This is a genomic window from Variovorax paradoxus, from assembly GCF_022009635.1.
Taxonomy (GTDB): domain Bacteria; phylum Pseudomonadota; class Gammaproteobacteria; order Burkholderiales; family Burkholderiaceae_C; genus Variovorax.
Window position 1 is genome coordinate 3,771,401 of the sequence record NZ_CP091716.1, and the last position, 26,754, is coordinate 3,798,154.

At 67.7% G+C, this 26,754-nt stretch carries 24 protein-coding genes; 11 read left to right on the top strand and 13 right to left on the bottom strand.

What is annotated here, in order from left to right:
• Positions 1 to 141: 141 nt before the first annotated feature.
• Positions 142 to 1,116 (bottom strand): Bug family tripartite tricarboxylate transporter substrate binding protein, encoded by a 975-nt coding sequence (locus L3V85_RS17565; RefSeq protein ID WP_237680311.1) that lies wholly within the window; start codon positions 1,114 to 1,116, stop codon positions 142 to 144.
• A 144-nt stretch (positions 1,117 to 1,260) separates the two neighbouring features.
• On the opposite strand from L3V85_RS17565, the gene L3V85_RS17570 reads away from it, so the two are divergent.
• Positions 1,261 to 2,646 carry an MFS transporter gene (locus L3V85_RS17570; RefSeq protein ID WP_237680312.1) on the top strand — a complete coding sequence of 462 codons (1,386 nt, stop codon included), beginning with the start codon at positions 1,261 to 1,263 and terminating at the stop codon, positions 2,644 to 2,646.
• A 7-nt stretch (positions 2,647 to 2,653) separates the two neighbouring features.
• Here the strand turns inward: L3V85_RS17570 and L3V85_RS17575 are convergent, their stop codons facing one another.
• Genes L3V85_RS17575 through L3V85_RS17585 form a run of 3 tightly spaced genes read right to left on the bottom strand, consistent with a single transcriptional unit; the run spans position 2,654 to position 4,211 of the window.
• Positions 2,654 to 3,334: an O-methyltransferase gene (locus L3V85_RS17575; protein WP_237680313.1), complete on the bottom strand. Its 681-nt coding sequence runs from the start codon at positions 3,332 to 3,334 to the stop codon at positions 2,654 to 2,656.
• Positions 3,335 to 3,351: 17 nt separating this feature from the next.
• Positions 3,352 to 3,957 carry a hypothetical protein gene (locus L3V85_RS17580; RefSeq protein ID WP_237680314.1) on the bottom strand — a complete coding sequence of 202 codons (606 nt, stop codon included), beginning with the start codon at positions 3,955 to 3,957 and terminating at the stop codon, positions 3,352 to 3,354.
• A complete protein-coding gene (locus tag L3V85_RS17585) occupies positions 3,954 to 4,211 on the bottom strand; it encodes a helix-turn-helix domain-containing protein (protein ID WP_237680315.1) in 258 nt (85 codons plus the stop codon). Before L3V85_RS17585 ends, L3V85_RS17580 begins: the two co-directional genes overlap by 4 nt.
• Positions 4,212 to 4,285: 74 nt before the next feature.
• Here L3V85_RS17585 and L3V85_RS17590 point away from each other — a divergent pair, with 74 nt between their 5' ends.
• Positions 4,286 to 5,332 (top strand): RNA methyltransferase, encoded by a 1,047-nt coding sequence (locus L3V85_RS17590; RefSeq protein WP_237680316.1) that lies wholly within the window; start codon positions 4,286 to 4,288, stop codon positions 5,330 to 5,332.
• A gap of 154 nt (positions 5,333 to 5,486) precedes the next feature.
• Here the strand turns inward: L3V85_RS17590 and L3V85_RS17595 are convergent, their stop codons facing one another.
• Complete coding sequence (locus tag L3V85_RS17595) at positions 5,487 to 6,908, bottom strand: short-chain fatty acyl-CoA regulator family protein (protein ID WP_237680317.1); 1,422 nt, start codon at positions 6,906 to 6,908, stop codon at positions 5,487 to 5,489.
• A 138-nt stretch (positions 6,909 to 7,046) separates the two neighbouring features.
• Between L3V85_RS17595 and L3V85_RS17600 the strand changes: the two genes are divergently transcribed.
• The 6 genes from L3V85_RS17600 to L3V85_RS17625 all read left to right on the top strand — a co-directional run bounded on the left by L3V85_RS17600 (position 7,047) and on the right by L3V85_RS17625 (position 13,724).
• Complete coding sequence (locus tag L3V85_RS17600; protein ID WP_237680318.1) at positions 7,047 to 7,457, top strand: acyl-CoA thioesterase; 411 nt, start codon at positions 7,047 to 7,049, stop codon at positions 7,455 to 7,457.
• Entirely contained in the window at positions 7,454 to 8,617 is a 1,164-nt protein-coding gene (gene prpC, locus L3V85_RS17605) for a bifunctional 2-methylcitrate synthase/citrate synthase (RefSeq protein WP_237680319.1), read from the top strand. Before L3V85_RS17600 ends, prpC begins: the two co-directional genes overlap by 4 nt.
• A gap of 70 nt (positions 8,618 to 8,687) precedes the next feature.
• Positions 8,688 to 11,306, top strand: coding sequence for a Fe/S-dependent 2-methylisocitrate dehydratase AcnD (gene acnD, locus L3V85_RS17610; protein ID WP_237680320.1), 2,619 nt, complete (start codon positions 8,688 to 8,690; stop codon positions 11,304 to 11,306).
• 18 nt (positions 11,307 to 11,324) lie between these two features.
• Positions 11,325 to 12,515, top strand: coding sequence for a 2-methylaconitate cis-trans isomerase PrpF (prpF, locus tag L3V85_RS17615; protein WP_237680321.1), 1,191 nt, complete (start codon positions 11,325 to 11,327; stop codon positions 12,513 to 12,515).
• Positions 12,516 to 12,554: 39 nt separating this feature from the next.
• Positions 12,555 to 13,418: an isocitrate lyase/PEP mutase family protein gene (locus tag L3V85_RS17620; RefSeq protein ID WP_237680322.1), complete on the top strand. Its 864-nt coding sequence runs from the start codon at positions 12,555 to 12,557 to the stop codon at positions 13,416 to 13,418.
• 63 nt (positions 13,419 to 13,481) lie between these two features.
• Positions 13,482 to 13,724, top strand: coding sequence for a hypothetical protein (locus tag L3V85_RS17625; RefSeq protein ID WP_237680323.1), 243 nt, complete (start codon positions 13,482 to 13,484; stop codon positions 13,722 to 13,724).
• Between the two features lie 71 nt (positions 13,725 to 13,795).
• Here L3V85_RS17625 and L3V85_RS17630 read toward each other — a convergent pair whose 3' ends face one another.
• From L3V85_RS17630 to L3V85_RS17640, 3 genes are all read right to left on the bottom strand, one after another.
• Entirely contained in the window at positions 13,796 to 16,882 is a 3,087-nt protein-coding gene (locus tag L3V85_RS17630) for an efflux RND transporter permease subunit (protein WP_237680324.1), read from the bottom strand.
• Between the two features lie 10 nt (positions 16,883 to 16,892).
• Positions 16,893 to 18,071: an efflux RND transporter periplasmic adaptor subunit gene (locus L3V85_RS17635; protein WP_237680325.1), complete on the bottom strand. Its 1,179-nt coding sequence runs from the start codon at positions 18,069 to 18,071 to the stop codon at positions 16,893 to 16,895.
• Between the two features lie 82 nt (positions 18,072 to 18,153).
• Positions 18,154 to 19,764 carry an efflux transporter outer membrane subunit gene (locus L3V85_RS17640; protein WP_237680326.1) on the bottom strand — a complete coding sequence of 537 codons (1,611 nt, stop codon included), beginning with the start codon at positions 19,762 to 19,764 and terminating at the stop codon, positions 18,154 to 18,156.
• Positions 19,765 to 20,021: 257 nt separating this feature from the next.
• On the opposite strand from L3V85_RS17640, the gene L3V85_RS17645 reads away from it, so the two are divergent.
• On the top strand, positions 20,022 to 20,582 hold the full coding sequence (locus L3V85_RS17645; protein ID WP_237680327.1) for a fasciclin domain-containing protein: 561 nt from the start codon (positions 20,022 to 20,024) through the stop codon (positions 20,580 to 20,582).
• A gap of 196 nt (positions 20,583 to 20,778) precedes the next feature.
• On the opposite strand, the gene L3V85_RS17650 is transcribed toward L3V85_RS17645, so the two are convergent.
• Positions 20,779 to 21,495, bottom strand: coding sequence for a helix-turn-helix domain-containing protein (locus tag L3V85_RS17650; protein WP_237680328.1), 717 nt, complete (start codon positions 21,493 to 21,495; stop codon positions 20,779 to 20,781).
• A gap of 71 nt (positions 21,496 to 21,566) precedes the next feature.
• On the opposite strand from L3V85_RS17650, the gene L3V85_RS17655 reads away from it, so the two are divergent.
• Together L3V85_RS17655 and L3V85_RS17660 are read left to right on the top strand one after the other, a co-directional pair.
• Complete coding sequence (locus L3V85_RS17655) at positions 21,567 to 21,800, top strand: helix-turn-helix domain-containing protein (RefSeq protein WP_237680329.1); 234 nt, start codon at positions 21,567 to 21,569, stop codon at positions 21,798 to 21,800.
• Positions 21,801 to 21,804: 4 nt separating this feature from the next.
• Positions 21,805 to 22,041 carry a hypothetical protein gene (locus L3V85_RS17660; RefSeq protein WP_237680330.1) on the top strand — a complete coding sequence of 79 codons (237 nt, stop codon included), beginning with the start codon at positions 21,805 to 21,807 and terminating at the stop codon, positions 22,039 to 22,041.
• Here the strand turns inward: L3V85_RS17660 and L3V85_RS17665 are convergent.
• From L3V85_RS17665 to dapE, 4 genes are all read right to left on the bottom strand, one after another.
• Positions 21,992 to 22,495 (bottom strand): hypothetical protein, encoded by a 504-nt coding sequence (locus L3V85_RS17665; RefSeq protein WP_237680331.1) that lies wholly within the window; start codon positions 22,493 to 22,495, stop codon positions 21,992 to 21,994. The genes L3V85_RS17660 and L3V85_RS17665 overlap by 50 nt on opposite strands.
• 29 nt (positions 22,496 to 22,524) lie before the next feature.
• A complete protein-coding gene (locus L3V85_RS17670) occupies positions 22,525 to 24,525 on the bottom strand; it encodes an ABC-F family ATP-binding cassette domain-containing protein (RefSeq protein WP_237680332.1) in 2,001 nt (666 codons plus the stop codon).
• Between the two features lie 168 nt (positions 24,526 to 24,693).
• Positions 24,694 to 25,572, bottom strand: coding sequence for a 50S ribosomal protein L3 N(5)-glutamine methyltransferase (prmB, locus tag L3V85_RS17675; protein ID WP_237680333.1), 879 nt, complete (start codon positions 25,570 to 25,572; stop codon positions 24,694 to 24,696).
• Complete coding sequence (dapE, locus tag L3V85_RS17680) at positions 25,569 to 26,750, bottom strand: succinyl-diaminopimelate desuccinylase (protein ID WP_237680334.1); 1,182 nt, start codon at positions 26,748 to 26,750, stop codon at positions 25,569 to 25,571. Before dapE ends, prmB begins: the two co-directional genes overlap by 4 nt.
• Between the last annotated feature and the right edge of the window lie 4 nt (positions 26,751 to 26,754).

The following is a 26,754-nucleotide window of genomic DNA, read 5'->3' on the forward strand; positions in this document are numbered from 1 at the left end:
CGTGCAGCGGTCCGCGGCCCTGCCTGTTGCAAGGGCCGTCGGCGCGTGGTGGTCATGGGTGTGCGCGGCCGGACACGCGGCCTCTTTCGGAAGCCGCGTGAAGGTGGGTGGCGTGCGGTGAAGGCGGGCGAAGGCCCGCCGTCAGTCGATGCGGATGCCCTTGGCCTTGATGAGCCGGCCCATGGTCTGGGCCTCGCGATCGATGATGGCGCGGGTGTCGGCCGAGTTCGTGGCCATGGGCTCCAGCCCGGCATCGGCGATCTGCCGCGCCATTTCGGGCGAGCGCGTCACGGTGGTGATCGCCTGGTTCAGCCGTTCGACGATGTCGGCCGGCGTGCGGGCCGGAACCCAGAAGCCAAGCCATGTCGACACTTCGAGCCCCGGGTAGCGCTCGGCCAAGGTCGGCACATCGGGCAGCGCGGCGCTGCGTTGGGCGCCGGTGTACGCCAGCGCCTTCACGCGGCCGGCCTTGATGTTCGGCAGCGCCGAGATCGGCGGCTCGAAGCCCAGCATCACCTGTCCGCCGATCACGTCGGGCATGGCGCCCAGCTTGTAGGGCACGTGCAGCATCTCGATGGAAGCGGCCTCCTGCAGCAGCTCGAAGCCCAGGTGCGAGGTGCTGCCGGAGCCGTATGACGCGAAGCTGATGTGCCCCGGCTGCTTCTTGGCCAGCGCCACCAGCTCGTCGGCGTTGCGCGCGGGTACCGCGTTGTTCGCCACGATGAAGGAGCCGCCCTTGAGCGCCTGCGTCACCGGCACCAGGTCTTCCTTCGGGTTGTAGGGCAGCTTCGAGAGCAGGAACGGCGTCATCGTGAACGGGTTGCTGGTCGAGAACAGCACCGTGTAGCCGTCGGGCGTGGCCTTGGCGACCGCGTCGGTGCCGATGGTCGCGAGCGCGCCGGGCCTGTTCTCCACGATCACCGCCACCTTCAGCAGCCGCGAGAGCTGGTCGGCATAGCTGCGCGCGAAGATGTCGGAGCCCACGCCCGGCGGCGTTGGCGTCACGATCTTGATGGTTCGCTGGGGCCAGGCTCCAGCGTTCTGCGCAAAGGCAGTGCCGGTGCCGAATGCCAGGCTTGCGGCGCAGGCCAGCACCAGTGTGTCGATCCTCTTCATCTCTTGTCTCCTGCTAGTTATGCGCCGCATGCTAAGGAGACGCTTTCATATTCGGAAATACCGATTTCAGATGCTTTTCCATACCCGTTCGCTATGAGCCTTCAGGCTCCAGCAGCGTCGCGGCTTGCAGCCGACAATGACCCCATGCCGCCCCGCCACCGCATCGTTCCCCTCATCGTCGCCTCGCCCCTTTTCCTGCAGAACCTGGACACCTCGGTGATGGCCACGGCCTTGCCGACCATCGCCAAGGCGCTGGACGTCAGCGTGCTGCACCTGAACCTCGCGATCACCTCGTACCTGCTGAGCCTGGCGGTGTTTCTTCCGGTGAGCGGCTGGCTGGCCGAGCGCTTCGGGCCCCGGCGGGTGTTCTGCGTGGCGGTGGCCTTCTTCTCGCTGGGCTCCACCTTGTGCGGCGCGGCGCAGACGCTGCCTCAGCTGGTGGCGTTCCGCGTGCTGCAGGGGCTGGGCGGCGCGATGATGCTGCCGGTGGGGCGGCTCATCCTGCTGCGCAGCGTGCCGCCGGCGCAGATGGTGTCGGCCATGGTGTGGTTCACCGTGCCGCCCGCGTTCGGCCGGCTGGCCGGACCGCTGTTCGGCGGCGCCATCGTCACGCTGGCCTCGTGGCGCTGGATCTTCCTCATCAACATTCCCTTCGGCCTGCTCGCGATTGCCGGGGCGCTGCGCTTCATCAACGATCTGCCGGAGGACAGCTCGCCAGCGCCCTTCGACATCGAAGGCTTCGTGCTGCTGGCCGTGGGCCTCACGTCGCTGCTCGGCAGCCTGGAGATGGTGGGCAAGTCGCTGCTGCCGGTACCGGCCATCTGGGCGATGGCGGGTTTCGGTGTGCTGGTGTCGCTGGTGTATCACCTGCGAAGCCGCAACAAGGCGGCACCGCTGATCGACCTGGGCATCCTGCGCTTTTCAACCTATCGCGCATCGATCATCGGCGGCACGCCGCTGCGCATCGCCATCGGTGCTTCGCCTTTCCTGCTGCCGCTGATGCTTCAACTGGGTTTCGGGCTGTCGCCGCTGGCCTCGGGCAGCCTGACGATGGCCACCGCGCTGGGCTCGCTGGCCACCCGCACCGTCATGGCCAAGGCGATCCGCACAATCGGCTTCCGCTCGCTGCTGGTCGGCGCCACCTGCCTGACCAGCCTTTTCTACGTGAGCTACGGCCACTTCCGCCCGAGCACTCCGCACGTGCAGATCTTCGTCACACTGCTGTTCGGCGGGCTGGTGAACTCGATGGCCATGGTGTCGCTGCAGACGCTGGGCTTCTCGCAGATTCCCAAGCCGCGCATGAGCCACGCGGCCACGCTGAACAGCATGGCGCAGCAACTCTCGCTGAGCCTGGGCGTGACGCTTGGCGCCACCTTGGTCACGCTGGCCGCATGGTGGAACGGCAGCGGCGCGGACCGGCTGACCGCGGAAGATTTTTCTCCGGCCTTCGGCGTGGTGGGCGCGATGACTCTGCTGTCGCTGCTGTCGTTCACCAAGCTGTCGAAGGAGGAGGGGGCGGGGTTGCGCTGAGCGGCCTCTACGATTTCACGACCGAAATCGAGAACCCGTCCCAGCCCTTTTCGCCGACCGTTTGCAGCGCCGTGCTGTCCAGGCGGCTGTCGGTGGCCAGCATGTCCATGAAGCGGCGGACGCCGACGACGTTCGGGTCTTCGCTGGCCGCGTCGGCGACGGCACCGCCCCGGACCACGTTGTCGCCCACGATCACCGTGCCCGGCCGCGAGAGCTTCAGTGCCCACTCCAGATAGGCCGGGTTGTTCGGCTTGTCGGCGTCGATGAAGACGAGATCGAACGGGCCCTGCAAAGTCGGGAGCACGTCGACAGCGGCGCCGAGGCGAAGGTCAACCTTGTCGGCGATGCCGGCGGCATGGAAGTTGGCCTGCGCGACCTTCGCATGGACGGGGTCGCGCTCGAGGGTGGTGATGCGGCCTTCTTCGGGCAGCGCCCGGGCCATCCAGATGGTGCTGTAGCCGCCCAGCGTGCCGATCTCCAGCACCTTTTTGGCCCCGGTCATCCTGACGAGCAGGGCGAGGAATTTCCCTTGCACGGCCGAGACGTCGTGCGTGGGCATGCCTGCGGTCGAATTGGCAGCCAGCGCCTGGGCCAGGGCTTCGTCGGAGGGGGCCAGCTTGTCGGAGAAGTAGGCGTCGACGGTAGCCCATTTTGGGACGTCGGGGTTGGGGTAATCGGGTGTTCTCATTTTTTCCTGCAGGCGCTTTAAATCAGGCGACTCTTTTGGAGACGCATCTCTCCTCCAGACGCAATGTCTTCGAAGATCAAATCCAGCTTGGGAAAAACGTCCCAACGATCCAAGTGCAGTCGCGTTGCGACTTCGTCGATGACACATAGTTCGAGGGCCTGCTCCCGTTTGCCTTTCCACAGCTTGTCGGCGAGGGCCACCAGCCGCTCCTCGAAGCAGACGCCAGGGGCACTCCATGCCGCATGAGATACGCAGCAGCGGGCAACCTTTGGCTGGACATGGTGGGTGAGAAGAAGCCGTTCTCCGGATGGCTCATGCTGGGAGCCAGGGCCATCCAATTCAGCGGGGTGCTCGATTTTTCCTGCATCGTGCACGGCAACACCCAGTTCGACCAATTTCGCATCGAAGGCTAGGCCCATGCTCGAAAGCGCATGGATCAGTTCGTCAGCAGCTTCTCCAACCAACTGGAGGTGCAGCAGAAGTCGGGTCGATGCGCCGAGCTTCCTCAGAAGGCTGTAGGCATCGTTGCGGTCAGACAGTATCAATGGATCCTCGATCCGTATGGAAGTCGCATGCCCAATGGGTTGCTGCCCACCTGGCAATTCGTTCAGGGCAGTAGTCAATCCGCTCCCGGCTTTTCCAGCTTCACCGAGATCCCATAAAGCGCCAGCAACCCCACCATGTGTCCCACGGAAACCCCGGGCTCGCCCGATTCGATCCGCGCGATGGTCTGCACATGAACCCCCAGCCGCGCCGCCGCGGCGGCCTGGCCTTCGCCGGCGCCGGTGCGCGCCAGCTTGGCTGCGGCGCCCAGCGTCTTGATGGTCTGGAGGGCGTCTTCCCCGATATCGACTGAAATTCGTTTGCCTTGGGCCATGCCCGGATTGTCCGCCACCGAAGCGGCGCGCGGCGCCCGCCGGGCACAATCCGGGGCTACAGCCCCCTCATTGCATGCGAATCCACGAACTGAAACGACGACTCCGGGAAGCCGGCGCGGGCCCCAGCCACGAGCAGCGGATCCTGCGGCTGTGGTCCCATGCGCTGCCGCGCAACAGCGGCAGGCGCCTGCCGGCGAGTTTCTTCCCGTCGTCGCTGATGGAAGCCCTGCCGTCCATCGAGGCCGAACTGGCAGGGCTGGCGCGCATCCACGCGGTCCATCCGGGCGCCGATGGCTCCGAGCGGCTGCTGGTGGCGCTGGCGGACGGCCAGACCGTCGAAAGCGTGCTGCTGCCGCGTGACGGCCTCTGCGTTTCGTCGCAGGTCGGCTGCGCCGTCGGGTGCCAGTTCTGCATGACGGGCCGCGACGGCCTGCTGCGGCAGGTGGGCAGCGCCGAGATCATTGCCCAGGTGGCGCTCGCGCGCATGCGCCGGCCGGTGCGCAAGGTGGTGTTCATGGGCATGGGCGAACCGGCGCACAACCTCGACAACGTGCTGGAAGCCATCGAACTGCTCGGCACCGTGGGCAATGTGGGCCACAAGAACCTGGTGTTCTCCACCGTGGGCGATCCGCGCGTGTTCAATCGGCTGCTGCAGGAGCGCGTCAGGCCCGCGCTGGCGCTCTCGCTGCACACCACCAAGGCCGAACTGCGCCGGAAGTTGCTTCCGCGCGCGCCGAACATGACGCCCGAAGAACTGGTCGCCGAAGGCGAGCGCTATGCGCGAGCCACCGGCTACCCGATCCAGTACCAGTGGACGCTGCTCGAAGGCGTGAACGACGGGCAGGACGAGATCGACGGCATCGTCCGGCTGCTCTCCGGCAAGTACTGCGTGCTGAACATGATTCCCTTCAACGCGGTCGACGGCGTGGCGTTCAGCCGCCCGTCGTGGGAGCGCTGCGAGCAGGTGGCCCGCACGCTGCACGAGCGCGGCATCCTCACCAAGCTGCGCAATTCGGCGGGGCAGGATGTCGATGGCGGCTGCGGCCAGCTGAGGGCGCGCGCCGCCGAAGTGGCCGGCGTGCGGGTGGCGATGCCGCCAAGGGCCGCGAGCCGCAAATAGTTGCCGGCGCGGCGTTCCTCCACAAAGTCTCCCAGATTGGCCGCGATCATCGCGCTGCCCGTTTGATTCCTCCGACGGGCACCTCCCTCCACAGGCCCTTTGCGAGATGGGGGTCATTCAGCCCGCCTTCGTGCGGGCTGCTTTTTTGGGGCGCTCAGGCGTCGGCCACAGCGTAGGGCGTGAATCGGCTTTCGTTTTCGTTCACGTCCAGCGGCCGCCCGATGAATGGAAACGCCCGCTGAGGGCAGGCCACGCGCTCGCACACCTTGCAGCCCATGCCGATGGGGGTGGGCACCTCCTGGTCGGTCAGGTCCAGGCCCTTGGAATAGATCAGCCGCGGCGCATGGCGGATGTCGCAGCCCAGGCCGATGGCGAAAGTCTTGCTGGGCGAGGCGAAGCCGCGCTGCCCGTGCGACACGGTGCGCGCCACCCACAGGTAGGTGCGCCCGTCGGGCATGCGCGCGAGCTGCCGCAGCACGCGCCCGGGCTGGGCGAAGGCCTCGTACACGTTCCACAGCGGGCAGGTGCCGCCGGTCTTCGAAAAGTGGAAGTGCGTGGCCGACTGCCGCTTGGAGATGTTGCCGGCGCGGTCCACGCGAATGAAGAAGAAGGGCACGCCCGGCGCGCCGGGCCGCTGCATGGCGCTCAGGCGGTGGCAGACCGTCTCGAAGCCGACGCCGAAGCGGCGCGCCAGCAGGTCGATGTCGTAGCGCAGGGTTTCCGCAGCCTTCAGGAAGAGGCCGTAGGGCAGCACCACGGCGCTTGCGAAGTAGTTCGCCAGTCCGATGCGGGCCAGCGCATGCGTCGGCGCGTCGTTGAAGTTGGCGCTTTCGAGCAGCGATTCGATCAGCCTGGTCTGCTCCAGCAGCGCCAACTGGGTCGCGAGCTGGAACGATTGCTGGCCGGGCTCCAGGCTGCCCGACAGGCGCAGCACGCGGCTGGCGGGGTCGTAGCGGCGCTGGCTGTCGATGGCGTCGTCGTCCGTGGGCACCACGCGCACGCCGTGCTGCTCCATGAGCCGCGACTGCAGCCACTCCGACAGCGGACCGCCGTGGCTGCGCGCTTCGGCCGCAAGCTCCTCGGCCTGCTGGTCGAGTTCCTCGAAGTGGTTCTGGTGGGCGAAGAAGAAATCGCGCACCGCCTCGAAGGGCATGGGGCGCGCATTCGTCAGCTCGCCGCGGCCGTCGCCGAGTTCGGTGGCCATGATCTCCAGGCGCTCCATGGCTTCCTGGTGGCGTCGGTGCAGCGCGAGCAGGGCGCGCGCCACCGCGGGCATCTGCGAGGCCACTTCGCGCAGCTCGGGCAGGGCGACGCTTTCTCCGCCGGGGTTGTCGGCCAGCGCGTCGCGCATGCTCGAGACGAGGCGGGCTTCCTCGTCTTCCGAGAACTGCTGCACGTCGACGCCGAGCGTGCGGCTGATCTTGAGCAGCACGGCCACGGTCAGTGGCCGCTGGTTCTGTTCGAGCTGATTGAGGTAGCTGGGCGACAAGCCCAGCGCCTGGGCGAGCGCCACCTGTGTCATGCCGCGTTCGGCGCGCAGCTTGCGCAGGCGCACGCCCATGAATGTCTTGCTCATCGTGTGGCTCCTTCTGATTGCGCGCCATCTTGCGAAACCTGCGTATTCGCAAGATTTGCAAAACAGTGATTTCTCATTCGCAATGATTGGCTAATTCAGGCCTTCATTATGGGCATGCATTTGCGTAAATTGCGAACCATGACAAACCAGAGCACGGCACTCGAACTCACGGAAATCGTGTTTCCGGAGCACGCCAACCACTACGGCACGCTGTTCGGCGGCAACGCGCTCATGCTGATGTCCAAGGCCGCTTTCCTGGCGGCGCGGTCATTCGCGCAGGCCGACGTGGTCATGGCCGGCTGCGGCGACGCGCAGTTCCTCGCGCCCGTGCCGGTGGGCAGCGTGCTGCGGCTGCGCGCATGGGTCAGCCGCCAGGGCCGCAGCTCGCTCACGGTCAGCGTCACCGGCACCTTCGAGCAACTGGGGCAGCCGCCGCGCGAGGCGCTGCGCTCCTTCTTCGAGATGGTCGCCGTCGACAAGGGCGGACGGCCCAGGCGCATCCCCAAGGCATATCCGGCACACCCGCATCCAGAAAAGGAAGAAGCATGAACGACACCGCAACCCCCACCGCCCCCGGCTTCAAGGCCAAGAAATCCGTGGCGCTTTCCGGCGTGACCGCCGGCAACACCGCGCTGTGCACGGTCGGGCGCACCGGCAACGACCTGCACTACCGCGGCTACGACATCCTCGACATCGCGCAGGTCTGCGAGTTCGAGGAAATCGCGCACCTGCTGGTGCACGGCAAGCTGCCCACGGCGGCGGAGCTGCGCGCCTACAAGGCCAAGCTCAAGTCGATGCGCGGCCTGCCCGCGAGCTTGAAGGAGGCGCTGGAGCAACTGCCCGCCAGCGCCCACCCGATGGACGTGATGCGCACCGGCGTCTCGTCGCTGGGATGCATGCTCCCGGAGAAGGAAGACCACAACGTGCCCGGCGCGCGCGACATCGCCGACCGGCTGATGGCTTCGCTGGGCTCGATGCTGCTGTATTGGTACCACTGGTCGACGCAGGGCAAGCGCATCGACGTGGAAACCGACGACGACTCGATCGGCGCGCACTTCCTGCACCTGCTGCACGGCCGCAAGCCTTCGGCGAACTGGGAGCGGGCGATGCACACCTCGCTCAACCTCTATGCCGAGCACGAGTTCAACGCCTCCACCTTCACCGCGCGCGTGGTGGCCGGCACCGGCTCCGACATGTACTCGGCCATCACCGGTGCCATCGGCGCGCTGCGCGGGCCCAAGCACGGCGGCGCCAACGAGGTGGCCTTCGAGATCCAGAAGCGCTACGACTCGCCCGACGAGGCCGAGGCCGACATCCGCCGCCGCGTGGAAGCCAAGGAGGTGGTCATCGGCTTCGGCCACCCGGTCTACACCGTGAGCGACCCGCGCAACGTGGTCATCAAGGGCGTGGCGAAGTCGCTCTCGGAAGAGGCCGGCTCGACCAAGATGTTCGACATTGCCGAGCGCCTGGAGAGCGTGATGTGGGAGGTCAAGAAGATGTTCCCCAACCTCGACTGGTTCAGCGCCGTGAGCTACCACATGATGGGCGTGCCCACCGCCATGTTCACGCCGCTGTTCGTCATTGCCCGCACCTCGGGCTGGGCGGCGCATATCGTCGAGCAGCGCATCGACAACAAGATCATCCGCCCGAGCGCCAACTACACCGGGCCGGAAGACCTGAAGTTCGCGCCGATCCAGGATCGGAAGTAAAAAGAGAGTCTTGACGGGCGGCGCCGGGGGCGTGGCCCGTCATCCGGTCCCCACGCCGCCGCCAAGATCAATGAATACCCAATTCCGCAAGAACCTTCCCGGCACTTCGCTGGACTATTTCGACGCGCGCGAAGCCGTCGAGGCCATTCGCCCGGGCGCCTGGGCCACGCTGCCCTACACCTCGCGCGTGCATGCCGAGAACCTCGTGCGCCGGTGCGACCCGGCCATCCTCCAGCAGAGCCTGACGCAGATCGTCGAGGGCAAGCGCGAGCATGACTTTCCGTGGTTCCCGGCGCGCGTGGTGTGCCACGACATCCTCGGGCAGACCGCGCTGGTCGACCTGGCCGGGCTGCGCGACGCCATCGCGCAGCAGGGGGGCGATCCGGCCCAGGTGAACCCGGTGGTGCCGGTGCAGCTCATCGTCGACCATTCGCTGGCGGTGGAGTGCGGCGGCTTCGACCCCGATGCCTTCGAGAAGAACCGCGCCATCGAGGACCGGCGCAACGAGGACCGCTTCCACTTCATCGACTGGACGAAGCGGGCCTTCAAGAACATGGAGGTGATCCCGCCGGGAAACGGGATCATGCATCAGATCAACCTGGAGCGGATGTCGCCCGTGGTGCACGCGCAGGACGGCGTGGCCTTCCCCGACACGCTGGTCGGCACCGACAGCCACACGCCGCATGTCGACGCACTGGGCGTGATCGCCATCGGCGTGGGCGGCCTGGAGGCCGAGAACGTGATGCTGGGCCGCGCCTCGTGGATGCGCCTGCCCGCCATCGTCGGCGTGAAGCTCTCGGGCCGGCCGCAGCCGGGCATCACGGCCACCGACGTGGTGCTGGCGCTGACGGAGTTCCTGCGCAAGTCGAAGGTGGTGGGGGCGTACCTGGAGTTCCACGGCGAGGGCGCATCCAGCCTCACGCTCGGCGACCGCGCGACCATCTCGAACATGGCGCCCGAATACGGCGCCACGGCGGCCATGTTCGCCATCGACCCGCAGACCATCGACTACCTGCGCCTGACCGGCCGCTCCGACGAGCAGGTGCGGCTGGTCGAAACCTATGCGAAGCACACCGGCCTGTGGGCCGACGCGCTGCAGGACGCGCAGTACGAACGCGTGCTGCAGTTCGATCTTTCCACGGTCATGCGCAACATGGCCGGCCCGTCGAACCCGCATGCGCGCGTGGCCACCACCGAGCTCGCGGCCCGCGGCATCGCCGCGCCGTGGCAGGACGAGCCGGGCCGCATGCCCGATGGCGCGGTGATCATCGCGGCCATCACCAGCTGCACCAACACCAGCAACCCGCGCAACGTGATCGCCGCCGGCCTGCTGGCGCGCAACGCCAACCGCGTCGGCCTCGCGCGCAAGCCCTGGGTCAAGTCGTCGCTGGCGCCCGGCTCCAAGGCCGTGACGCTGTACCTGCAGGAAGCGGGCCTCATGGGCGAGCTGGAGAAGCTGGGCTTCGGCGTGGTGGCCTATGCCTGCACCTCGTGCAACGGCATGTCGGGCGCGCTCGACCCCGTCATCCAGCAGGAGATCGTCGAGCGCGACCTGTATGCCACGGCGGTGCTGTCTGGCAACCGCAACTTCGACGGCCGCATCCATCCGTATGCGAAGCAGGCCTTCCTGGCCTCGCCGCCCCTGGTGGTGGCCTATGCCATCGCGGGCACGGTGCGCTTCGACATCGAGAAAGACGTGCTGACGGTGGTCGATGGCAAGGAGATCCGGCTGAAGGACATCTGGCCGGCCGACGAAGAGATCGACGCCATCGTGAAGTCGAGCGTCAAGCCCGAGCACTTCCGCCAGGTGTACGAGCCGATGTTCGCCATCCAGCCCGACACAGGCGAGAAGGTGACGCCGCTGTACGACTGGCGCGCCGCGTCCACCTACATCCGCCGCCCGCCGTACTGGGAAGGCGCGCTGGCAGGGGAGCGCACGCTCAGGGGCATGCGGCCGCTGGCGGTCTTGCCGGACAACATCACGACCGATCACCTGTCGCCCTCCAACGCGATCATGATGGACAGCGCGGCCGGCGAGTACCTCTACAAGATGGGCCTGCCGGAGGAAGACTTCAATTCCTACGCCACCCATCGCGGCGACCACCTCACCGCGCAGCGCGCCACCTTCGCCAACCCCACGCTGCGCAACGAGATGGTGCGCAACGCCGACGGTTCGGTGAAGGCCGGCTCGCTGGCGCGCGTGGAGCCCGAAGGGCAGGTCATGCGCATGTGGGAGGCCATCGAGACCTACATGCTGCGCAAGCAGCCGCTGATCATCGTGGCCGGCGCCGACTACGGCCAGGGCTCGTCGCGCGACTGGGCCGCCAAGGGCGTGCGACTGGCCGGCGTGGAAGCGATCGCGGCGGAGGGCTTCGAGCGCATCCACCGCACCAACCTGATCGGCATGGGCGTGCTGCCGCTGGAGTTCAAGCCCGGCACCAACCGCCTGACGCTGGGCCTGGACGGCACCGAGAGCTACGACGTGAGCGGCGAGCGCAAGCCGCGCGCCGACCTGACGCTGGTCATTCACCGGCGCAACGGCGAGCGGCTCGACGTGCCCATGACCTGCCGCCTCGACACCGCTGAGGAAGTGTCGATCTATGAAGCCGGCGGCGTGCTGCAGCGCTTCGCGCAGGACTTCCTGGCCTCGGCCAAGGCTTCCTCCGTGGCTGCCCCCGCGGCCTCTTGAACCGACAATCGCACCATCATGGTTTCCGCACCACAGATCAAGATTCCCGCCACCTACATGCGCGGCGGCACCAGCAAGGGCGTGTTCTTCCGCCTGCAGGACCTGCCCGAGGCCGCCCGGGTGCCCGGCAAGGCGCGCGACGCGCTGCTGCTGCGCGTCATCGGCAGCCCCGACCCCTACGGCAAGCAGATCGACGGCATGGGCGCCGCCACCTCGAGCACGAGCAAGACCGTGATCCTCTCGAAGAGCGAGCGGCCCGGCCACGACGTGGACTACCTGTTCGGCCAGGTGTCGATCGACCAGCCTTTCGTCGACTGGAGCGGCAACTGCGGCAACCTCTCGGCGGCCGTCGGCCCCTTCGCCATCAGCAACGGCCTGGTCGACGCCGGCAGGGTGCCGCGCGACGGCGTGGCGGTGGTGCGCATCTGGCAGGCCAACATCGGCAAGACCATCGTCGCGCACGTGCCCATGACGGGCGGCGCGGTGCAGGAAACCGGCGACTTCGAACTCGACGGCGTGACCTTTGCGGCGGCCGAAGTGCAGCTCGAGTTCATGGACCCGGCGGCGGAAGAAGAGGGCGCCGGCGGCGCGATGTTCCCTACCGGCCAGCTGGTCGACGAGCTGGAGGTTCCGGGCGTCGGCACGCTGCGGGCCACGATGATCAACGCCGGCATCCCGACCATCTTCGTCAATGCGGAAGCCATCGGCTACACCGGCACCGAGCTGCAGGACGCGATCAACGGCGACCCCGCCGCGCTCGCCAGGTTCGAGGCCATCCGCGCCCACGGCGCGGTGCGCATGGGCCTCATCAAGCACATCGGCGAGGCCGCCGGGCGGCAGCACACGCCCAAGGTCGCGTTCGTCGCGAAGCCCGCCGGCTACACCGCCTCCAGCGGCAAGCAGGTGGCCGCGGGCGATGTCGACCTGCTGGTGCGCGCGCTGTCCATGGGCAAGCTGCACCACGCGATGATGGGCACGGCCGCCGTGGCCATCGGCACCGCTGCCGCCATTCCGGGCACCTTGGTGAACCTCGCGGCCGGCGGCGGCGAGCGCGAGGCCGTGCGCTTCGGACATCCTTCGGGCACCTTGCGCGTGGGCGCGCAGGCGAGCAAGGTGGACGGCGAATGGCAAGTGACCAGGGCCGTCATGAGCCGCAGCGCCCGTGTGCTGATGGAAGGCTGGGTGCGCATACCCGGCGATGCCTTCTGAGCTTTTACTTTCACCGACTCAAATACACAGGAAAAACCGATGTCGACTCGCAAGACCCTCCGATCCCTGGCCGAGGCGCGCCGCGGCGTGCTGGTGCCGGGTGCCTTCAACGCGCTGTCGGCGCGCGTGATCGAGGACCTGGGCTTCGAAGCCATCTACGTCACCGGCGCGGGCGTCACCAACATGTGGTTCGGCCTGCCGGACCAGGGCTTCATGGGGCTGCATGAAATCGCCGACCACACCGCGCGCATCCGCGACGCCGTGGGCCTGCCGCTGATCGTCGATGCCGACACCGGCTTCGGCAACGCGCTCAACGTGCGCCACACGGTGCGCGTGCTCGAGCGCGCGGGCGCCGACTGCATCCAGTTCGAGGACCAGGTCGCGCCCAAGCGCTGCGGCCATTTCTCGGGCAAGGACGTCATCTCCACCGAAGAGGCTGTGAACAAGATCAAGGCCGCCGTCGATGCGCGCACCGACCCCGACCTGCTCGTCATGGCCCGCACCGACGCGGCCGCCACGCTGGGCTTCGAGGCCGCCATCGAGCGGGCGCAGAAGTTCAGCGAGGCCGGTGCAGACATCCTGTTCGTGGAAGCCGTGACCACGGCCGACGAAATCCGCGCGCTGCCGCAGCGCCTGAAGAAGCCGCAGCTGATGAACATGGTGATCGGCGGCAAGACGCCGATCTTCGGCGCCGAGGAACTGGCCGGCCTGGGCTACGGCATCGTGCTGTACGCGAATGCGGCGCTGCAGGGCGCGGTCGCGGGCATGCAGAAGGCCCTGACGGTGCTGCGCGATACCAGGCGCGTGGACGAAGACCCGGCGCTGGTCGTACCCTTCGCCGAGCGCCAGCGGCTGGTGGGCAAGCCCGAGCTCGACGCGCTCGAAAAGCGCTACGCGAGCTGAGGAAACGGCTACAGTCGCCCGTTCCTCATCTCAGGCCGTCTCGCGCGGCCACGGCCCCTTCCGATGCGCTCCTTCATTTCTCCTTCCGTCCTCGTCCTGGCCGCGGCATTGGCTGCCGGGTGCGTCACCCGCACGGCGCCTCGCTACACCCCGCTCGGCAACGGCGTCTTCAAGTCGCCGACCGCGCAGGATGCCGAGAACTACTGCCGCAACTTCGGCGCGCCGATGCGCTTCCTGGCCAATCAAGGCGGGGAAACCCCGGCGAAGGGTGTCACGACCGGAGAGGTCGTCTACCGCTGCGATTGAGCAATTGAAAAAGCCCGCGGTCTTCTCGACCGCGGGCTTTTTCATGCCGGATGAATGGGTGAGCGCAACGCTCAGGCTTCCGGTGCCACGCTGCCCGGCAGTGCCGGCGTACCCGTGGCAGTGCCTTCTTCTTCCGCTTCTTCCTTCTTGTGCCGCGCCGCGATGGCCAGGTACATCGCAGGCACCACGAACAGCGTGAACAGCGTGCCGATCGACAGGCCGCTGAAGATCACGATGCCCATCGCCTTGCGGCCGGCGGCGCCCGCGCCCGAGGCAATCACCAGCGGCAGCACGCCGAACACCATGGCCGCCGTCGTCATCAGGATCGGGCGCAGCCGGGTGCCGGCGGCCTCGACGATGGCGTCGAGCTTGCTCAGGCCCTGCTTCTGCAGCCGGTTGGCCACTTCGACGATCAGGATGCCGTGCTTGCTGATCAGGCCCATCAGCGTCACCAGGCCCACCTGCGTGTAGATGTTCATCGAGGCGAAGCCCCAGAAGATGAAGATCATGGCGCCGAAGAGCGCGAGCGGCACCGACACCAGGATCACCACCGGGTCGCGGAAGCTCTCGAACTGCGCCGACAGCGCCAGGAACACGATGATCAGCGCGAACACGAAGGTGATGGCGAAGTTGCCCGACTCCTGCACGAACTGGCGCGACTGGCCCGAGTAGTCGACCGAGTAGCCGCTGGGCGCCAGCTGCTGCACCACGCCGCGCAGGTACTCCAGCGTCTCGCCCTGCGTGCCGCTGGGCACGCCCTGGATGGTCACCGAGTTGAGCTGCTGGAAGTGGTTGACCGTTTCCGGCTGCACGCTGTACTTCAGGCTTGCCACCGTGCTCGCGGGCACCACGCCGTTGGGCGTCTTGATGTAGAAGTTCAGCACGTCCGACGGGTTGAGCCGGTCGACCTGCTGCACCTGCGGAATCACCTTGTACGAGCGCCCGGCGATCGAGAAGTAGTTGACATAACCGCCGCCCAGCGCCGCGCCCATGGCATTGCCCACGTCCTGCTGGGTGATGCCCAGCGTGGCGATCTTGTCGCGGTCGACCACCACGGTGGCCTGCGGCAGGTCGATCTTCAGGTCGGCGTCGATGTAGTAGAACTTGCCGTCGGCGCGCGCCTTGTCCATGACCTGCTGCGCGAGGGTGTTCAGGTTCTCGAACGGCTCGGTCGTCTTGATGACGAACTGCACCGGCAGGCCCGAGGCGCCCGGCAGCGCCGGGAACTGGAAGGCCACCACCTTGGCGCCGGCAATGCCGTTCCAGCGCTTCTGCAGGTCGGTCTGGATGTCGTGCGCGCTGCGCGTGCGCTGGTCCCAGGGCTTGAGCAGCACGCCCGCAATGCCCGCGTTGGTGCTGGGCACGCCGGTGAGCTGGAACAGCTGCGCGTATTCAGGCGTGTCGTGCGCGATCTGGAAGATCTGGTCGGCGTACGTCTGTATCTGGTTGATGGTGGCCGTGGGCGCGCCCACCACCTGCGACAGCACGATGCCCTGGTCTTCCTCGGGCGCGAGCTCCGACTTCGACATCTTGAACATCACGAACAGCAGCGCCACCAGGATCACGCCCATGACGATCATCACCGGCCAGGTCTTGAGCACGCTGCGCAGGATGAGCTGGTAGCGGCGGTGCACGCGCTCGAAGGTGTGCTCGATGAAGGTCGCGAACTTGCCGGTGTCCTGCTCGGGCTTGAAGAAGCGCGAGCACATCATCGGCGACAGCGTGAGCGCCACGATGCCCGACACCACCACCGAGCCCGCGAGCGTGAACGCGAATTCGGTGAACAGCGACCCGGTGAGGCCGCCCTGGAAGCCGATGGGCACGTACACCGCCACCAGCACCACCGTCATGGCCAGGATGGGCCCGCCCAGCTCGCGCGCCGCGAGCAGCGAGGCCTGCATGGGCGATTTGCCCTCGCGCATGTGCCGGTCGACGTTCTCCACCACGATGATCGCGTCGTCCACCACCAGCCCGATCGCCAGCACCAGCGCCAGCAGCGTGAGCAAATTGATGGAGTAGCCCAGCACCAGCATGATGAAGAAGGTGCCGATGAGCGACAGCGGCATGGCAATCACCGGCACCACCACGGCGCGGAAGCTGCCCAGGAACAGGTAGATCACCACCGTCACGATCACCAGCGCCTCGACCAGCGTCTTGATCACTTCGCTGATGGAGGTGTTGATGAAGTCGGTCGAGTCATACACGATCTTGCCGGTCAGACCGCTCGGCAGCTGCGACTGCAGGTCGGGGAAGGTCGTGCGCACCTGCTTGGCCACGTCCAGGATGTTGGCCTCGGGCGCGACCTTGATGCCGATGAACACCGAGCGCACGCCGTTGAACGCGACGTTGAAGTCGTAGTTCTCCGAACCCAGCGTCACGTTGGCCACGTCCTGCAGCCGCACGATGGCGCCGTTGCTGCTCTTGATGGACAGCTGCTTGAACTCGTCCACGCTGTGCAGCGAAGTGCCGGCCGTGAGTGGCACGCTCACCATCTGGCCCTTGCTCTGCCCGACGGCGGCCAGGTAGTTGTTGGCGGCCAGCGCCGCGCTCACGTCAGTGGCGGTCACGCCGAAGGCGGCCATTTTCTGGGCATCGAGCCAGGCGCGCAGCGCGAAGGTGCGCGCGCCCAGGATTTCAGCGGTCTGCACACCGGGAATGGCGTTCAGCTTGGGCTGCACCACGCGCACCAGGAAGTCGGTCACGTTGTTGTTGGGCAGCGTGTCGCTGTAGAAGCCGATGTACATCGCATCGGTCGTCTGGCCCGTGGCCACCGTGAGCACCGGCTGCTGCGCCTGCGGCGGCAGCTGGTTGCGCACGGAGTTGACCTGCGTGTTGATCTCGGTCAGCGCGCGGTTCGAGTCGTAGTTCAGCCGCAGCGTGGCGGTGATGGTCGACACGCCCAGGCTGCTGGAGGACGACAGGTAGTCGATGCCCTGCGCCTGCGACACGGCGGCTTCGAGCGGCTGCGTGATGAAGCCCGCGACCGTGGCCGCGTCTGCGCCGTAGTAGGCGGTGGTGATGGTGACCACGCCGTTCTCGGTCTTGGGGTACTGGTTGACGGGCAGGCCCGCCAGCGCACGCAGCCCCAGCACCACGATCAGCAGGCTCACCACCATCGCCAGCACTGGCCGGCGGATGAAGATGTCGGTGAAGTTCATGCGCGGGGCCTCACTTTTCCTGCGGCGTCGGCGCCGGGTCGTTGGTGGGCTTGACGCTGTTGTCCACGGTGACAGGCGTGCCGTTCTTCAGCTTGTTCTGGCCGCTGCTCACCACCACCTGGCCGGCTTCCAGGCCCTTGACGATGGAGATCTGGTCGCCGCGTGTCGGGCCGGTTTCCACGAAGACCTGCTGCGCCACGAGTTGCGGCTTGCCGGAGGCATCCGTGGCGGGCGCCGGTGCCGGCGTGCCCGGCGTACCGGGGGCACCCGCCTTGGGCGGCTCGGCCTGCTTCACCACGTACACGGTCGAACCGTAGGGGTTGTAGGTCACGGCGGTGGAGGGCAGCGTCAGGCGTTCCTGCGAGCCGCCGATGTCGATCTTCACGTTCGCGAACATGCCCGGCAGCAGCACCTGCTTGGGATTGGAGATGGTGGCCTCGACCTGCACGTTGCGCGTGGCGGCGTCGACCTTGGGGCTGATGGCGTTGATCTTGCCGCTGAAGCTCTGGCCCGGGAAGGTGTCGACCGTGAGGTTCACCACCTGGCCGACCGCCAGCCCGGCGAGCTGCTGCTGGGGCAGCGTGAAGTCGACGTAGATCGGGTCCAGCGTCTGCAGCGTGACCAGCTTGTCGCCGGCGTTCACGTACTGGCCCGGGTTGAGGGCGGTGATGCCCAGCCGGCCCGCGAAGGGTGCGCGGATCGACTTCTTGGCCACCACGGCGGCCTGCTGCTCGACCTGGGCGCGCTTGGCCTTCAGGTCGTTGACGTCGGCGTCGATCTGCGCCTGGCTCACGGCCTGCACCGCGAGCTGCGCCTGGTCGCGCTTGAGCACGGTGGCGGCCTGCGCGGCGGCGGCTTCGGCGGAGTGCAGCAGGGCGATGTCGGAGTCGGCGTTGAGCTCGACCAGCAGGGCGCCGGCCTTCACGTCCTGGCCGGACTTGAAGTGCACGTTGCGCACCAGGCCGGCGACTTCGGTGCTCAGGTCGGCGCCGCGCACCGGGTTGAGCGTGCCGACGGCGGTGAACTGCGACTGCCACTGCAGCTTCTGCACTTCGACGGTCGACACGGTCTGCGGACCCGGCTTGGGCACGGCCGCAATCAGCGCGCGGATCTGCAGGAACTTGCCGAGCGCCAGCGCGGCGACCAGCAGCAGCACGCAGCCGATCATGATGATCATTCTCCGGGTCATGGGTAGGCTTCTCTTCGAGTTATGGATGAGGGGTTGGGGCGCGGCGGCAGGGGAGTGGAGTGCCGCCGCGGGGTCGATGGGGTCAGTTGCGGACCGGAGCCGCGGTGGTCGTGGCTGCCGCGGGCGCGGACGGCACGGTCGGCGAGAGCGTCGCGTTGGCCAGCTCGGCGCGGTTCCACCAGCCGCCGCCCAGCGCCTGGAAGAGCGCGGCGGTGTCGGCATAGCGCGCGGCCTGCGCCTGCACCAGCGCGGTGTGCGTCTGCAGCCAGGCCTGCTGCGCGGTGAGCAGGGTGACGTAGCTCACGGCGCCGGCGCGGAACTGCGCGGTCGACAGGTCGAGCGACTGCCTGGCCAGCGATTCGGCCGCGGCCTGGTTCTGCAGCGCGATGGCGTCGAGCTCCAGTGCGCGCAGTGCGTCGGCCACGTTCTGGAAGGCGCCGAGCACGGTGTTGCGGTATTGCGCCGCCGCCGAGTCGTAGGCCGCCACCGCGGCGCGTTGCTGCGCCCGCAAGGCGCCGCCGTTGAAGATCGGCTGCGTGAGCCCGGCGCCGATGTTCCACAGCGTGGTCGGACCGGTGAACAGGTCGCGTGCGCGCAGCGCGTTGTTGCCGTAGCTGGCGCTCAGCTGGATCTGCGGATAAAGGTTGGCCGTGGCCACGCCGACAGCGGCGCTGGCCTGGTGCAGCTGCGCTTCGCTGGCGCGCACGTCGGGTCGCTGGCGCGCGAGTTCGGAGGGCAGCGACAGCGGCAGTGCCTGGGGCAGCGAGAGGCTGGCGAGGTCGAACTCCGGCAGGCCGGCCTCGGACGGCAGCCGGCCCGCGAACACCGCGAGCTGGTGGCGGGTTTGCGCCAGTGCCTTCTCGATGGGCGGCAGGGTGGCCTGGGTCTGCGCCACCTGTGTGCGCTGCTGCAGCACGATCGACTTGGGGATCGCCCCGGTGTCGAACTGCTTTTCGATCACGTTGAGCTGCTCGGTCTGCGCCTGCAGCACTTCGCGCGTGGCCTGCAGCTGCGCGCGCAGCGAGGCTTCGCGGATGGCGGTGGTCACCAGGTTGGAGGTGAGCGTGAGGTACACCGCCTCGACCTGGTAGCGCTGCGTGTCGACGGCGGCCTGCGCGCCCTCGATCTGGCGGCGCGTGCCGCCGAACACGTCGAGGTTGTAGGAGACGTTGACGCTGGCGTTGTACAGCGTGAGCAACTGGCCGCCGGGCACCTGGGTGCTGATTTCGGAAGCGCGTTCGCGCTGCACGCCGAGCTGGGCCGAGACCTGCGGCCACAGGTTGCCGGTCTTGGCCTCGTAGGTGGCTTCGGCCTGCCGCAGCGCGGCCTGGGCCGACGCGAGCGTGGGGCTCTGTGCCAGCGAGGCGCGGATCAGTTGGTCCAGCGGCTCCGAGCGGAACACGTCCCACCACTGGGCGGGAATGTCGCGGCCGGCGACCAGCTCCTGCGCCTGCCCGGCCGGCCCTTCGGCCTGGACGGTGCGCGAAGGCATGGGCGCGGGGGTGTAGTCAGGCGCCTGGGCGGCGGCGGGCAGCTCCGGGGTCTTGAAGTCCGGGCCGACCGCGCAGGCGCTCAGCAGCAGGGCGGTGCCGAGCACGGCACCTTGAACGGGCCACCTGGCGAGTCGGCGCGCGGCAACCGCGCGCGGCTCGATGGGGTGATCCTCCGACGCTTTGTTTTCTTGAATGGGCATGGGGCAGCGGTTGTACACCCGGAAACGCCGGGAGACCTGACTCTTTCGTGAATCTCGCAGCAATTGCTTCACGCCGCGAGGCCGGCGCGACGAAATTGGTATTACACGGCGCGAAATGCGTCGAGGCGGTGTCAAGTGCGGGCGCGTGCCGCCGGCGTTTTTATCCGGCCGGTCGAATCTGTTCCGCACGGGGCGCCGTATTGATCGCAGCCGCCGCGATTTTCACGGGGGTCCATTCAACAACCTGGAGCATTTCCATGCAACGCAAACTTCATCGTCTCGCAGCCGTCACCCTCGCCATCGCCATGTCCGCCGGTGCCGTTTCGGCCCTCGCGGCTTCGGTCATGGTGGGCGGTGCACCGATGCTGCCGACCAAGGACATCATCGACAATGCAGTCAACTCCAAGGACCACACCACGCTGGTGGCCGCGGTCAAGGCAGCGGGCCTGGTCGACACGCTCAAGGGCCCGGGTCCGTTCACCGTGTTCGCGCCCACCAATGAAGCCTTCGCCGCGCTGCCGGCCGGCACCGTCGACAACCTGCTCAAGCCCGAGAACAAGGACGCGCTGACCGGCGTGCTGACCTACCACGTGGTGTCCGGCAAGCTCGACGCGGCTGAGCTGAAGAAGGAAATCAAGGCCGGCAAGGGCTCGGCCGAACTGAAGACCGTGGCCGGCGGCGTGCTCGTGGCCAAGGAAAAGGGCGGCAAGATCATGATCACCGACGAAAAGGGCGGTACCGCCACGGTGACGATCCCCAACGTCTACCAGTCGAACGGCGTGATCCACGTGGTCAACAAGGTGCTTCTGCCCAAATAAGGTGCATCGGGAGAAGAATTAGCCAGGAATTAGCGTCGATCGAGGTCAGGTTGCAAGCAGGTTCGGAAGCGATATTCAAGTTTCTCCCTGTGGCCTGCATTCCTCTGATCCTCCCTCCTCCAGCAGGTCACCTTGAAGCCCGCCTTCGTGCGGGCTTTTTTTTGCCCGCCCTGCGCTCGCTGGGTCGGTCGGGCAGTCAGTCTTCGTCTTCCCACTTGCCGATGACGGTGCCCAGCACGGTGAACGCGGTGCGTATGGGTTCGTGCTTCGGGTTCAGCGGCAGCAGCCAGCGGCGGCCGTCTTCTTCCTTGTAGACCTTGCAGGTGACTTCGCCGCTGTCCTCCAGCTTGGCGATGACGCGCTGGCCGTCGGCCGGCGTCTTGCGCTGCGTGTCGACGAAGATGATCGACTCGGCGGGGTAGCTCTTGAGGTGGCCGCTGGTCGCGGTCATGCTGTCGCCGCGCATGCGCAGCGCATAGCTCTCGAGGCTGTGGTGGGCAATGCACGGAATCCACCGCTCGGCCCGGGGCTGGTCGGACACTTCGCGGCTCTCCCAGCGAACGGTGTCTGACCACTGGATGAGCGGCACGGTCTGCGGCGTGCGCGGGTTGTACGAAGGGCCGGCGGGCGGCGTGCGGGTCACGCGGTAGGGGCCGGGCGGCTCGTCTGCGCGGTCGCGGGCGGGGCGGACCTGGTCTTCGTCCCAGGGCGCGGGACCGTCGCCGGTGTCGAGCCAGTTGGGGTCGGCGCGGTAGGCGCGCGCCAGCGCGAGCACGCTCATCGAACGGCTGGTGTCGCCACGCTCGATCTTCGAAATGCTCGATTGCTTGACGCCCGAAACGGCTTCCGCCTGCTTCTGCGTCATCTTGGCGAATTTGCGCGCAGCGAGTGCGCGGCTGGCGATGCTCTCCATGCGCCGGGATTTAAGCGCAGATGAATATTCGTCATGGACTCTACAATATGAAAAACAGGGAGGGCATTGCCATGAAACCACGCGAGTTGGTACAGGCGCTGAGAGCCTTGGGGCTCACGCAGAAACAGATCGAGGCGCGGACCGGAATCCCGCAGCCGACGGTCAGCAAGATCGGCCTCGGGCGGGTGCGCGACGTGATGTCGCGCCACTACCTGGCGCTGCTGCTGGTCTACGAACAGGAAATGACGGGCCAGGTCGTGCAGCCGGCCCGGGTCTACACGCCGCGCAAGCGCACCGGCGATTGAGGCGATGCGCCGCCTCGGGCTGCCGTCGGGGCTGTGCCTCGACCGCGTGTTGTGCGTGCTGCTGGCATTGCTGTCGGCCGCAGCGCTGATCCATGGGTTGTGCGACGCGAGGCCGGCCTTTGCCGGCGCGGGCGTGTTCGGCCTGGCCGGTGCGTTGCAGGCGGCGATGGTGCTGCTGGACGACGATGCGCTCAGGCGCTCGCGTGCGGTTCGGGAGGCGCTAAGGCGAGCGTGGCGCTGACGCGCACGCAGTCCTTGATGTGCTGCTCGCCGAGCGCGCGCAGCGCGGCGTAGCCGAGGGCGGCCGAAACGATCTGCCCGGCAATGGGCACGTATTTGGTCGCCTGCTTGGCGGTCAGGCGCACGCCCGCATGCTTGGCCAGCCGGATCAGCAGGTCGCGCGTGACCAGCCGGCCCACCAGCAGGGCGCCCACGGTGGTGGCCGCCTTCTGGATGCGCTCGCGCTGGTGCGGCGCCAGCCGTTCGACCTGGGTGACCGACAGGCCGAACTCGGCGCTGATCTGCGGCACCAGCCGCGAGAGCAGGGCCGCGTCGGCCATCCAGTCGACGCCGGGCAGTGGCACGGCGCTGGCCGCGGCCGCCATGAGAGCCTTGCGGCCGATCAGGCGGCGCGCGCGGTGCACGGCGGCGACGAGTTTCTCGTCGCCCCGGGCCAGTTCGATGGCTGACGGCATCCAGTGCCCCTTTCAGGTTCCGGGTTGGGTCAGGCCGCGAGCGCTTCCAGCTGGTCCGACAGGGCCAGCCAGCGCTCCTCGAGGCGGCCGATTTCGTCGTTCAGAGCCTTCAGCCGCTTGCCGGCTTCGGCAATCTCGGCGGAGGGCAGCGGCTGGCTCATGCGGGCCTCGAGCGCGGTGCGTTCGGTGCCGGCCGCGGCCAGGCGCTCGTCGATCTGGGCGATCTCGCGCTTGATCGGCTTGGCCTGGTCGCTGCGCTGCTGGCGCTCCTGGGCGTCCTGCTTGCGCTGCTGCGGCGCGGCGGGCGCGGCCACCGGCGCTGCCGCGGCCGCTGCAGCCGTGACGGCCTCGCGCGTGGCGACCTTGGCTTCTTCACGCAGGCGCTTGGCCTCGTCGAGCAGGTAGCGCTGGTAGTCGTCCAGGTCGCCGTCGAAGTCGCCGACCACGCCGCGGCCGACCAGCCAGAACTCGTCGCACACCGAGCGCAGCAGCGCACGGTCGTGGCTCACCAGCATCAGCGTGCCTTCGAACTCGTTCAGCGCCACGGCCAGGGCCTCGCGGGTGGCCAGGTCCAGGTGGTTGGTGGGTTCGTCCAGCAGCAGCAGGTTGGGGCGCTGCCACACCATCATGGCGAGCACGAGGCGGGCTTTTTCGCCGCCGCTCATGGTGCCCACGGGCTGCTTGACCATGTCGCCGCTGAAGTTGAAGCTGCCCAGGAAGCCGCGCAGGGCCTGCTCGCCGGTGGCTTCCTTGGCATTGCTGCCGAGTTCGCGCGCCATGCGCACCATGTGCTCGAGCGGCGTGTCCTGCGGGCGCAGCACGTCGAGTTCCTGCTGCGCGAAGTAGCCGATGTTCAGGCCCTTGCCTTCGGTCACCTGGCCGGCCAGCGCGCCCATCTCGCGCGCGATGGTCTTCACCAGCGTCGACTTGCCCTGGCCGTTGGCGCCCAGGATGCCGATGCGCTGCCCCGCCAGCACCGAGCGGTTCACGCCGCGCAGGATGGTCTTGGGTTCTTCGTTCTCGCCGCCTTCCGGATTCTTGTAGCCGAAGCTCGCATTGGAGATCGACAGCATCGGGTTAGGAATGCTGCCCGGCTCCTTGAACTCGAAGGTGAAGTCGGCCTCGGCCAGGAGCGGCGCCACGCGCTCCATGCGCTCCAGTGCCTTGACCCGGCTCTGCGCCTGCTTGGCCTTGCTGGCCTTGGCCTTGAAGCGGTCGATGAACTTCTGCAGGTGGGCGATCTTGTCCTGCTGCTTGGTGAAGGCCTGCTGCTGCTGCTCCATCTGCAGCGCGCGCATGTCCTCGAACTTGCTGTAGTTGCCGCCGTAGCGCGTGAGCTGGGCGTTGGCGATGTGCAGGGTGACGTCGGTCACGGCGTCGAGGAACTCGCGGTCGTGGCTGATGACGATCATGGTGCCGGCGTACTTCTGCAGCCAGGCTTCGAGCCAGACGAGGGCGTCCAGGTCCAGGTGGTTGGTCGGTTCGTCGAGCAGCAGCAGGTCGCTCGGGCACATCAGCGCGCGTGCCAGCTGCAGGCGCATGCGCCAGCCGCCGGAGAAGCTGTTGACGGGCTCGTCGACCTCGTGCGCCTTGAAGCCCAGGCCCAGGATGAGCGCCTGCGCGCGGGGCACGGCGTCGTGCTCGCCGGCGTCGGCCAGGTCGGTGTAGGCGTGGGCCAGCTGCATGCCGATGTCGGCGTCGTCGGGGTTCTCGGCGTAGGCGGCCTCGATGGCGGCCAGCGCCTCGCGCAGCTCGGTCAGGCGGGTGTCGCCGCCGACCACGAACTCGGTGGCCGACTCGTCCGTCTCGGGCATGTTCTGCGCCACCTGGGCCATGCGCCACTGCTTGGGCACATAAAAGTCGCCGCCGTCTTCATGCAGCGTGCCGTTGAGCAGGGCGAACAGGGTCGACTTGCCGGCGCCGTTGCGACCCACCAGGCCGACCTTTTCGCCGGGGTTGAGGGTGACGGTGGCGCCGTCGAGCAGGACCTTGGCGCTGCGGCGAAGAATGACGTTTTTGAGAGTGATCATGAAAAAGAACCGTAGGGGCGATTATCCCGCCCGGCCCCTTCGGCTCGGCGAAAAGGGGAATAGGCGCGGGGGAATCGCCCGGTAAAGGGGGATTCGCAGCCAGATGCTGCGAGAAAGCGGCTGAAGGGAGCGTGGGCGAGCGTCGCTAACGCACGCCGGCACCGGCCCTCATGGCGCGGTGAGCGAGGCCAGGGCCGCGCGGGTCACGAGCAGCACCTGGTCTTCGCCTGCGGAGGTTTCGAGCCACACCACCTCGAGCTGCGGAAACGCCGCCTCGAAGTAGTCGCGCTCGTTGCCGATTTCCAGCACCAGCACCGCCTGCTCGCTCATGCGCGATGGCGCGTCGGCGAACAGCCGGCGCACGAAATCCATGCCGTCGGTGCCGCCGGCCAGGGCCAGCTCGGGCTCGGCGCGGTATTCGGCGGGCAAGGCGGCCATGCTGGCGCTGTTGACGTAGGGCGGGTTGCACAGCACCAGGTCGTAGGGGCCGGTCAGGTTCTTCAGGCCGTCCGATTCGATCAGCGTGACGCGCGCGTCCAGCTCATGGCGGGTGACGTTGATGGCCGCCACTTCGAGCGCCGGGGTCGACAGGTCTGCCGCGTCCACGGTCACGTCCGGATAAGTGAGCGCCGCGAGCACGGCCAGGCTGCCGTTGCCGGTGCACAGGTCGAGCACGCGCTTCGTGTGCTCGCCGAGCCAGTAGTCGATGCTGCCGTCGGCAATCAGCTCGGCGATGAAGCTGCGCGGCACGATGGCGCGCTCGTCCACGTAGAAGGGCACGCCCTGCAGCCAGGCTTCCTTCGTGAGGTAGGCGGCGGGCTTGCGGCTGGCAATGCGCTCGTCGATCAGCGCGGCGACCTTGCCGGCGTCGGCGGGCGACACGGGGGTGTCGGCCACGGCGTCGATGTCGTCCAGCGGCAGCTTCAGGCGCCACAGCACCAGCCAGGCGGCTTCGTCGAAGGCATTGGCGGTGCCGTGGCCGAAAGCCACGCCGGCGGCCTCGAGCTGCTTCGCGCCCGATTCGATGAGTTCGATGACGGTGCTCATGCGGCAAGCGCAGCATCGAGCTGCTTCAGCGTGCGCACGTAGATGTTCTTCAGCGTCTCGATCTCGGCCACGTCGATGTGCTCATCGATCTTGTGGATGCTGGCGTTCACCGGGCCGAGTTCGACCACCTGCCTGCAGATCTTGGCGATGAAGCGCGCGTCGCTGGTGCCGCCGCTGGTCGACAGCTCGGTCTCGATGCCGGTCTCGTCGCGGATGGCTCCCTGCACGGCGGTGACGAGTTCGCCCGGCGTGGTCAGGAAGGGCAGGCCGCCGATGGTCCAGGCCAGGGTGTAGTCGACCTGGTGCGCGTCGAGCACGGCGTGCACGCGCTGCTGCAGCGACTCGGGCGTGGACTCGGTCGAGAAGCGGAAGTTGAAGTCGATCACCGCGCTGCCCGGAATCACGTTGCTCGCGCCGGTGCCGGAGTGGAAATTGCTGATCTGCCAGCTGGTCGGCTGGAAGTAGGGGTTGCTCGCGGCGTCCCAGCCGCCGGCGGCGTTGATGGCCACCAGTTCGGCCAGCGCGGGCGCGACCGAATGCACCGGGTTCTTCGCCAGGTGCGGATAGGCGATGTGGCCCTGCACGCCCTTGACGGTGAGCTTGCCGCTCATGGTGCCGCGGCGGCCGTTCTTGATCATGTCGCCGCAGCGCTCCACGGCGGTGGGTTCGCCGACGATGCAGTAGTCGATGACCTCGCCGCGCGCGGCCAGCGTGTTGCAGACGACCACGGTGCCGTCGACGCCGGGGCCTTCTTCATCGCTGGTGAGCAGCAGTGCCAGCGTGAGGCGGGGCTCGGGCACGGCCTGCAGAAAATCTTCGATCGAGGTGACGAAGGCGGCCACCGAGGTCTTCATGTCGCAGGCGCCGCGGCCATAGAGCTTGCCGTCGCGGTGCGTGGGCGTGAACGGGTGGCTGGTCCATTGCTCGACGGGGCCGGTCGGCACCACGTCGGTATGGCCGGCGAACACGAGCGTCCTGGTCGTGGCGGCGGCATCGGCCGGGCGGCGCACGGCCCAAAGGTTGGTCACGCGGAAGTCGGCGGGGCCGCTTTCGATGGTCTCCAGCGTGAAGCCCAGTAGCGCCAGCCGCTCGCCGAGGATCTGCTGGCAGCCCGCGTCGTCGGGAGTGACCGAGGGACGCGAGATGAGTTGTTCGGCGAGCTGGAGGGTACGGGACATGTCG

Coding starts and splice junctions, on each gene's coding strand:
- L3V85_RS17570 (WP_237680312.1), top strand. CDS start 1,261: ATGCCGCCCCGCCACCGCATCGTTCCCCTCATCGTCGCCTCGCCCCTT.
- prpC (WP_237680319.1), top strand. CDS start 7,454: ATGAACGACACCGCAACCCCCACCGCCCCCGGCTTCAAGGCCAAGAAA.
- L3V85_RS17625 (WP_237680323.1), top strand. CDS start 13,482: ATGCGCTCCTTCATTTCTCCTTCCGTCCTCGTCCTGGCCGCGGCATTG.
- L3V85_RS17635 (WP_237680325.1), bottom strand. CDS start 18,071: ATGACCCGGAGAATGATCATCATGATCGGCTGCGTGCTGCTGCTGGTC.
- L3V85_RS17575 (WP_237680313.1), bottom strand. CDS start 3,334: ATGAGAACACCCGATTACCCCAACCCCGACGTCCCAAAATGGGCTACC.
- acnD (WP_237680320.1), top strand. CDS start 8,688: ATGAATACCCAATTCCGCAAGAACCTTCCCGGCACTTCGCTGGACTAT.
- L3V85_RS17640 (WP_237680326.1), bottom strand. CDS start 19,764: ATGCCCATTCAAGAAAACAAAGCGTCGGAGGATCACCCCATCGAGCCG.
- L3V85_RS17645 (WP_237680327.1), top strand. CDS start 20,022: ATGCAACGCAAACTTCATCGTCTCGCAGCCGTCACCCTCGCCATCGCC.
- L3V85_RS17565 (WP_237680311.1), bottom strand. CDS start 1,116: ATGAAGAGGATCGACACACTGGTGCTGGCCTGCGCCGCAAGCCTGGCA.
- L3V85_RS17590 (WP_237680316.1), top strand. CDS start 4,286: ATGCGAATCCACGAACTGAAACGACGACTCCGGGAAGCCGGCGCGGGC.
- L3V85_RS17665 (WP_237680331.1), bottom strand. CDS start 22,495: ATGCCGTCAGCCATCGAACTGGCCCGGGGCGACGAGAAACTCGTCGCC.
- L3V85_RS17585 (WP_237680315.1), bottom strand. CDS start 4,211: ATGGCCCAAGGCAAACGAATTTCAGTCGATATCGGGGAAGACGCCCTC.
- L3V85_RS17630 (WP_237680324.1), bottom strand. CDS start 16,882: ATGAACTTCACCGACATCTTCATCCGCCGGCCAGTGCTGGCGATGGTG.
- L3V85_RS17650 (WP_237680328.1), bottom strand. CDS start 21,495: ATGGAGAGCATCGCCAGCCGCGCACTCGCTGCGCGCAAATTCGCCAAG.
- L3V85_RS17595 (WP_237680317.1), bottom strand. CDS start 6,908: ATGAGCAAGACATTCATGGGCGTGCGCCTGCGCAAGCTGCGCGCCGAA.
- L3V85_RS17600 (WP_237680318.1), top strand. CDS start 7,047: ATGACAAACCAGAGCACGGCACTCGAACTCACGGAAATCGTGTTTCCG.
- L3V85_RS17660 (WP_237680330.1), top strand. CDS start 21,805: ATGCGCCGCCTCGGGCTGCCGTCGGGGCTGTGCCTCGACCGCGTGTTG.
- prmB (WP_237680333.1), bottom strand. CDS start 25,572: ATGAGCACCGTCATCGAACTCATCGAATCGGGCGCGAAGCAGCTCGAG.
- dapE (WP_237680334.1), bottom strand. CDS start 26,750: ATGTCCCGTACCCTCCAGCTCGCCGAACAACTCATCTCGCGTCCCTCG.
- L3V85_RS17620 (WP_237680322.1), top strand. CDS start 12,555: ATGTCGACTCGCAAGACCCTCCGATCCCTGGCCGAGGCGCGCCGCGGC.
- L3V85_RS17670 (WP_237680332.1), bottom strand. CDS start 24,525: ATGATCACTCTCAAAAACGTCATTCTTCGCCGCAGCGCCAAGGTCCTG.
- L3V85_RS17655 (WP_237680329.1), top strand. CDS start 21,567: ATGAAACCACGCGAGTTGGTACAGGCGCTGAGAGCCTTGGGGCTCACG.
- prpF (WP_237680321.1), top strand. CDS start 11,325: ATGGTTTCCGCACCACAGATCAAGATTCCCGCCACCTACATGCGCGGC.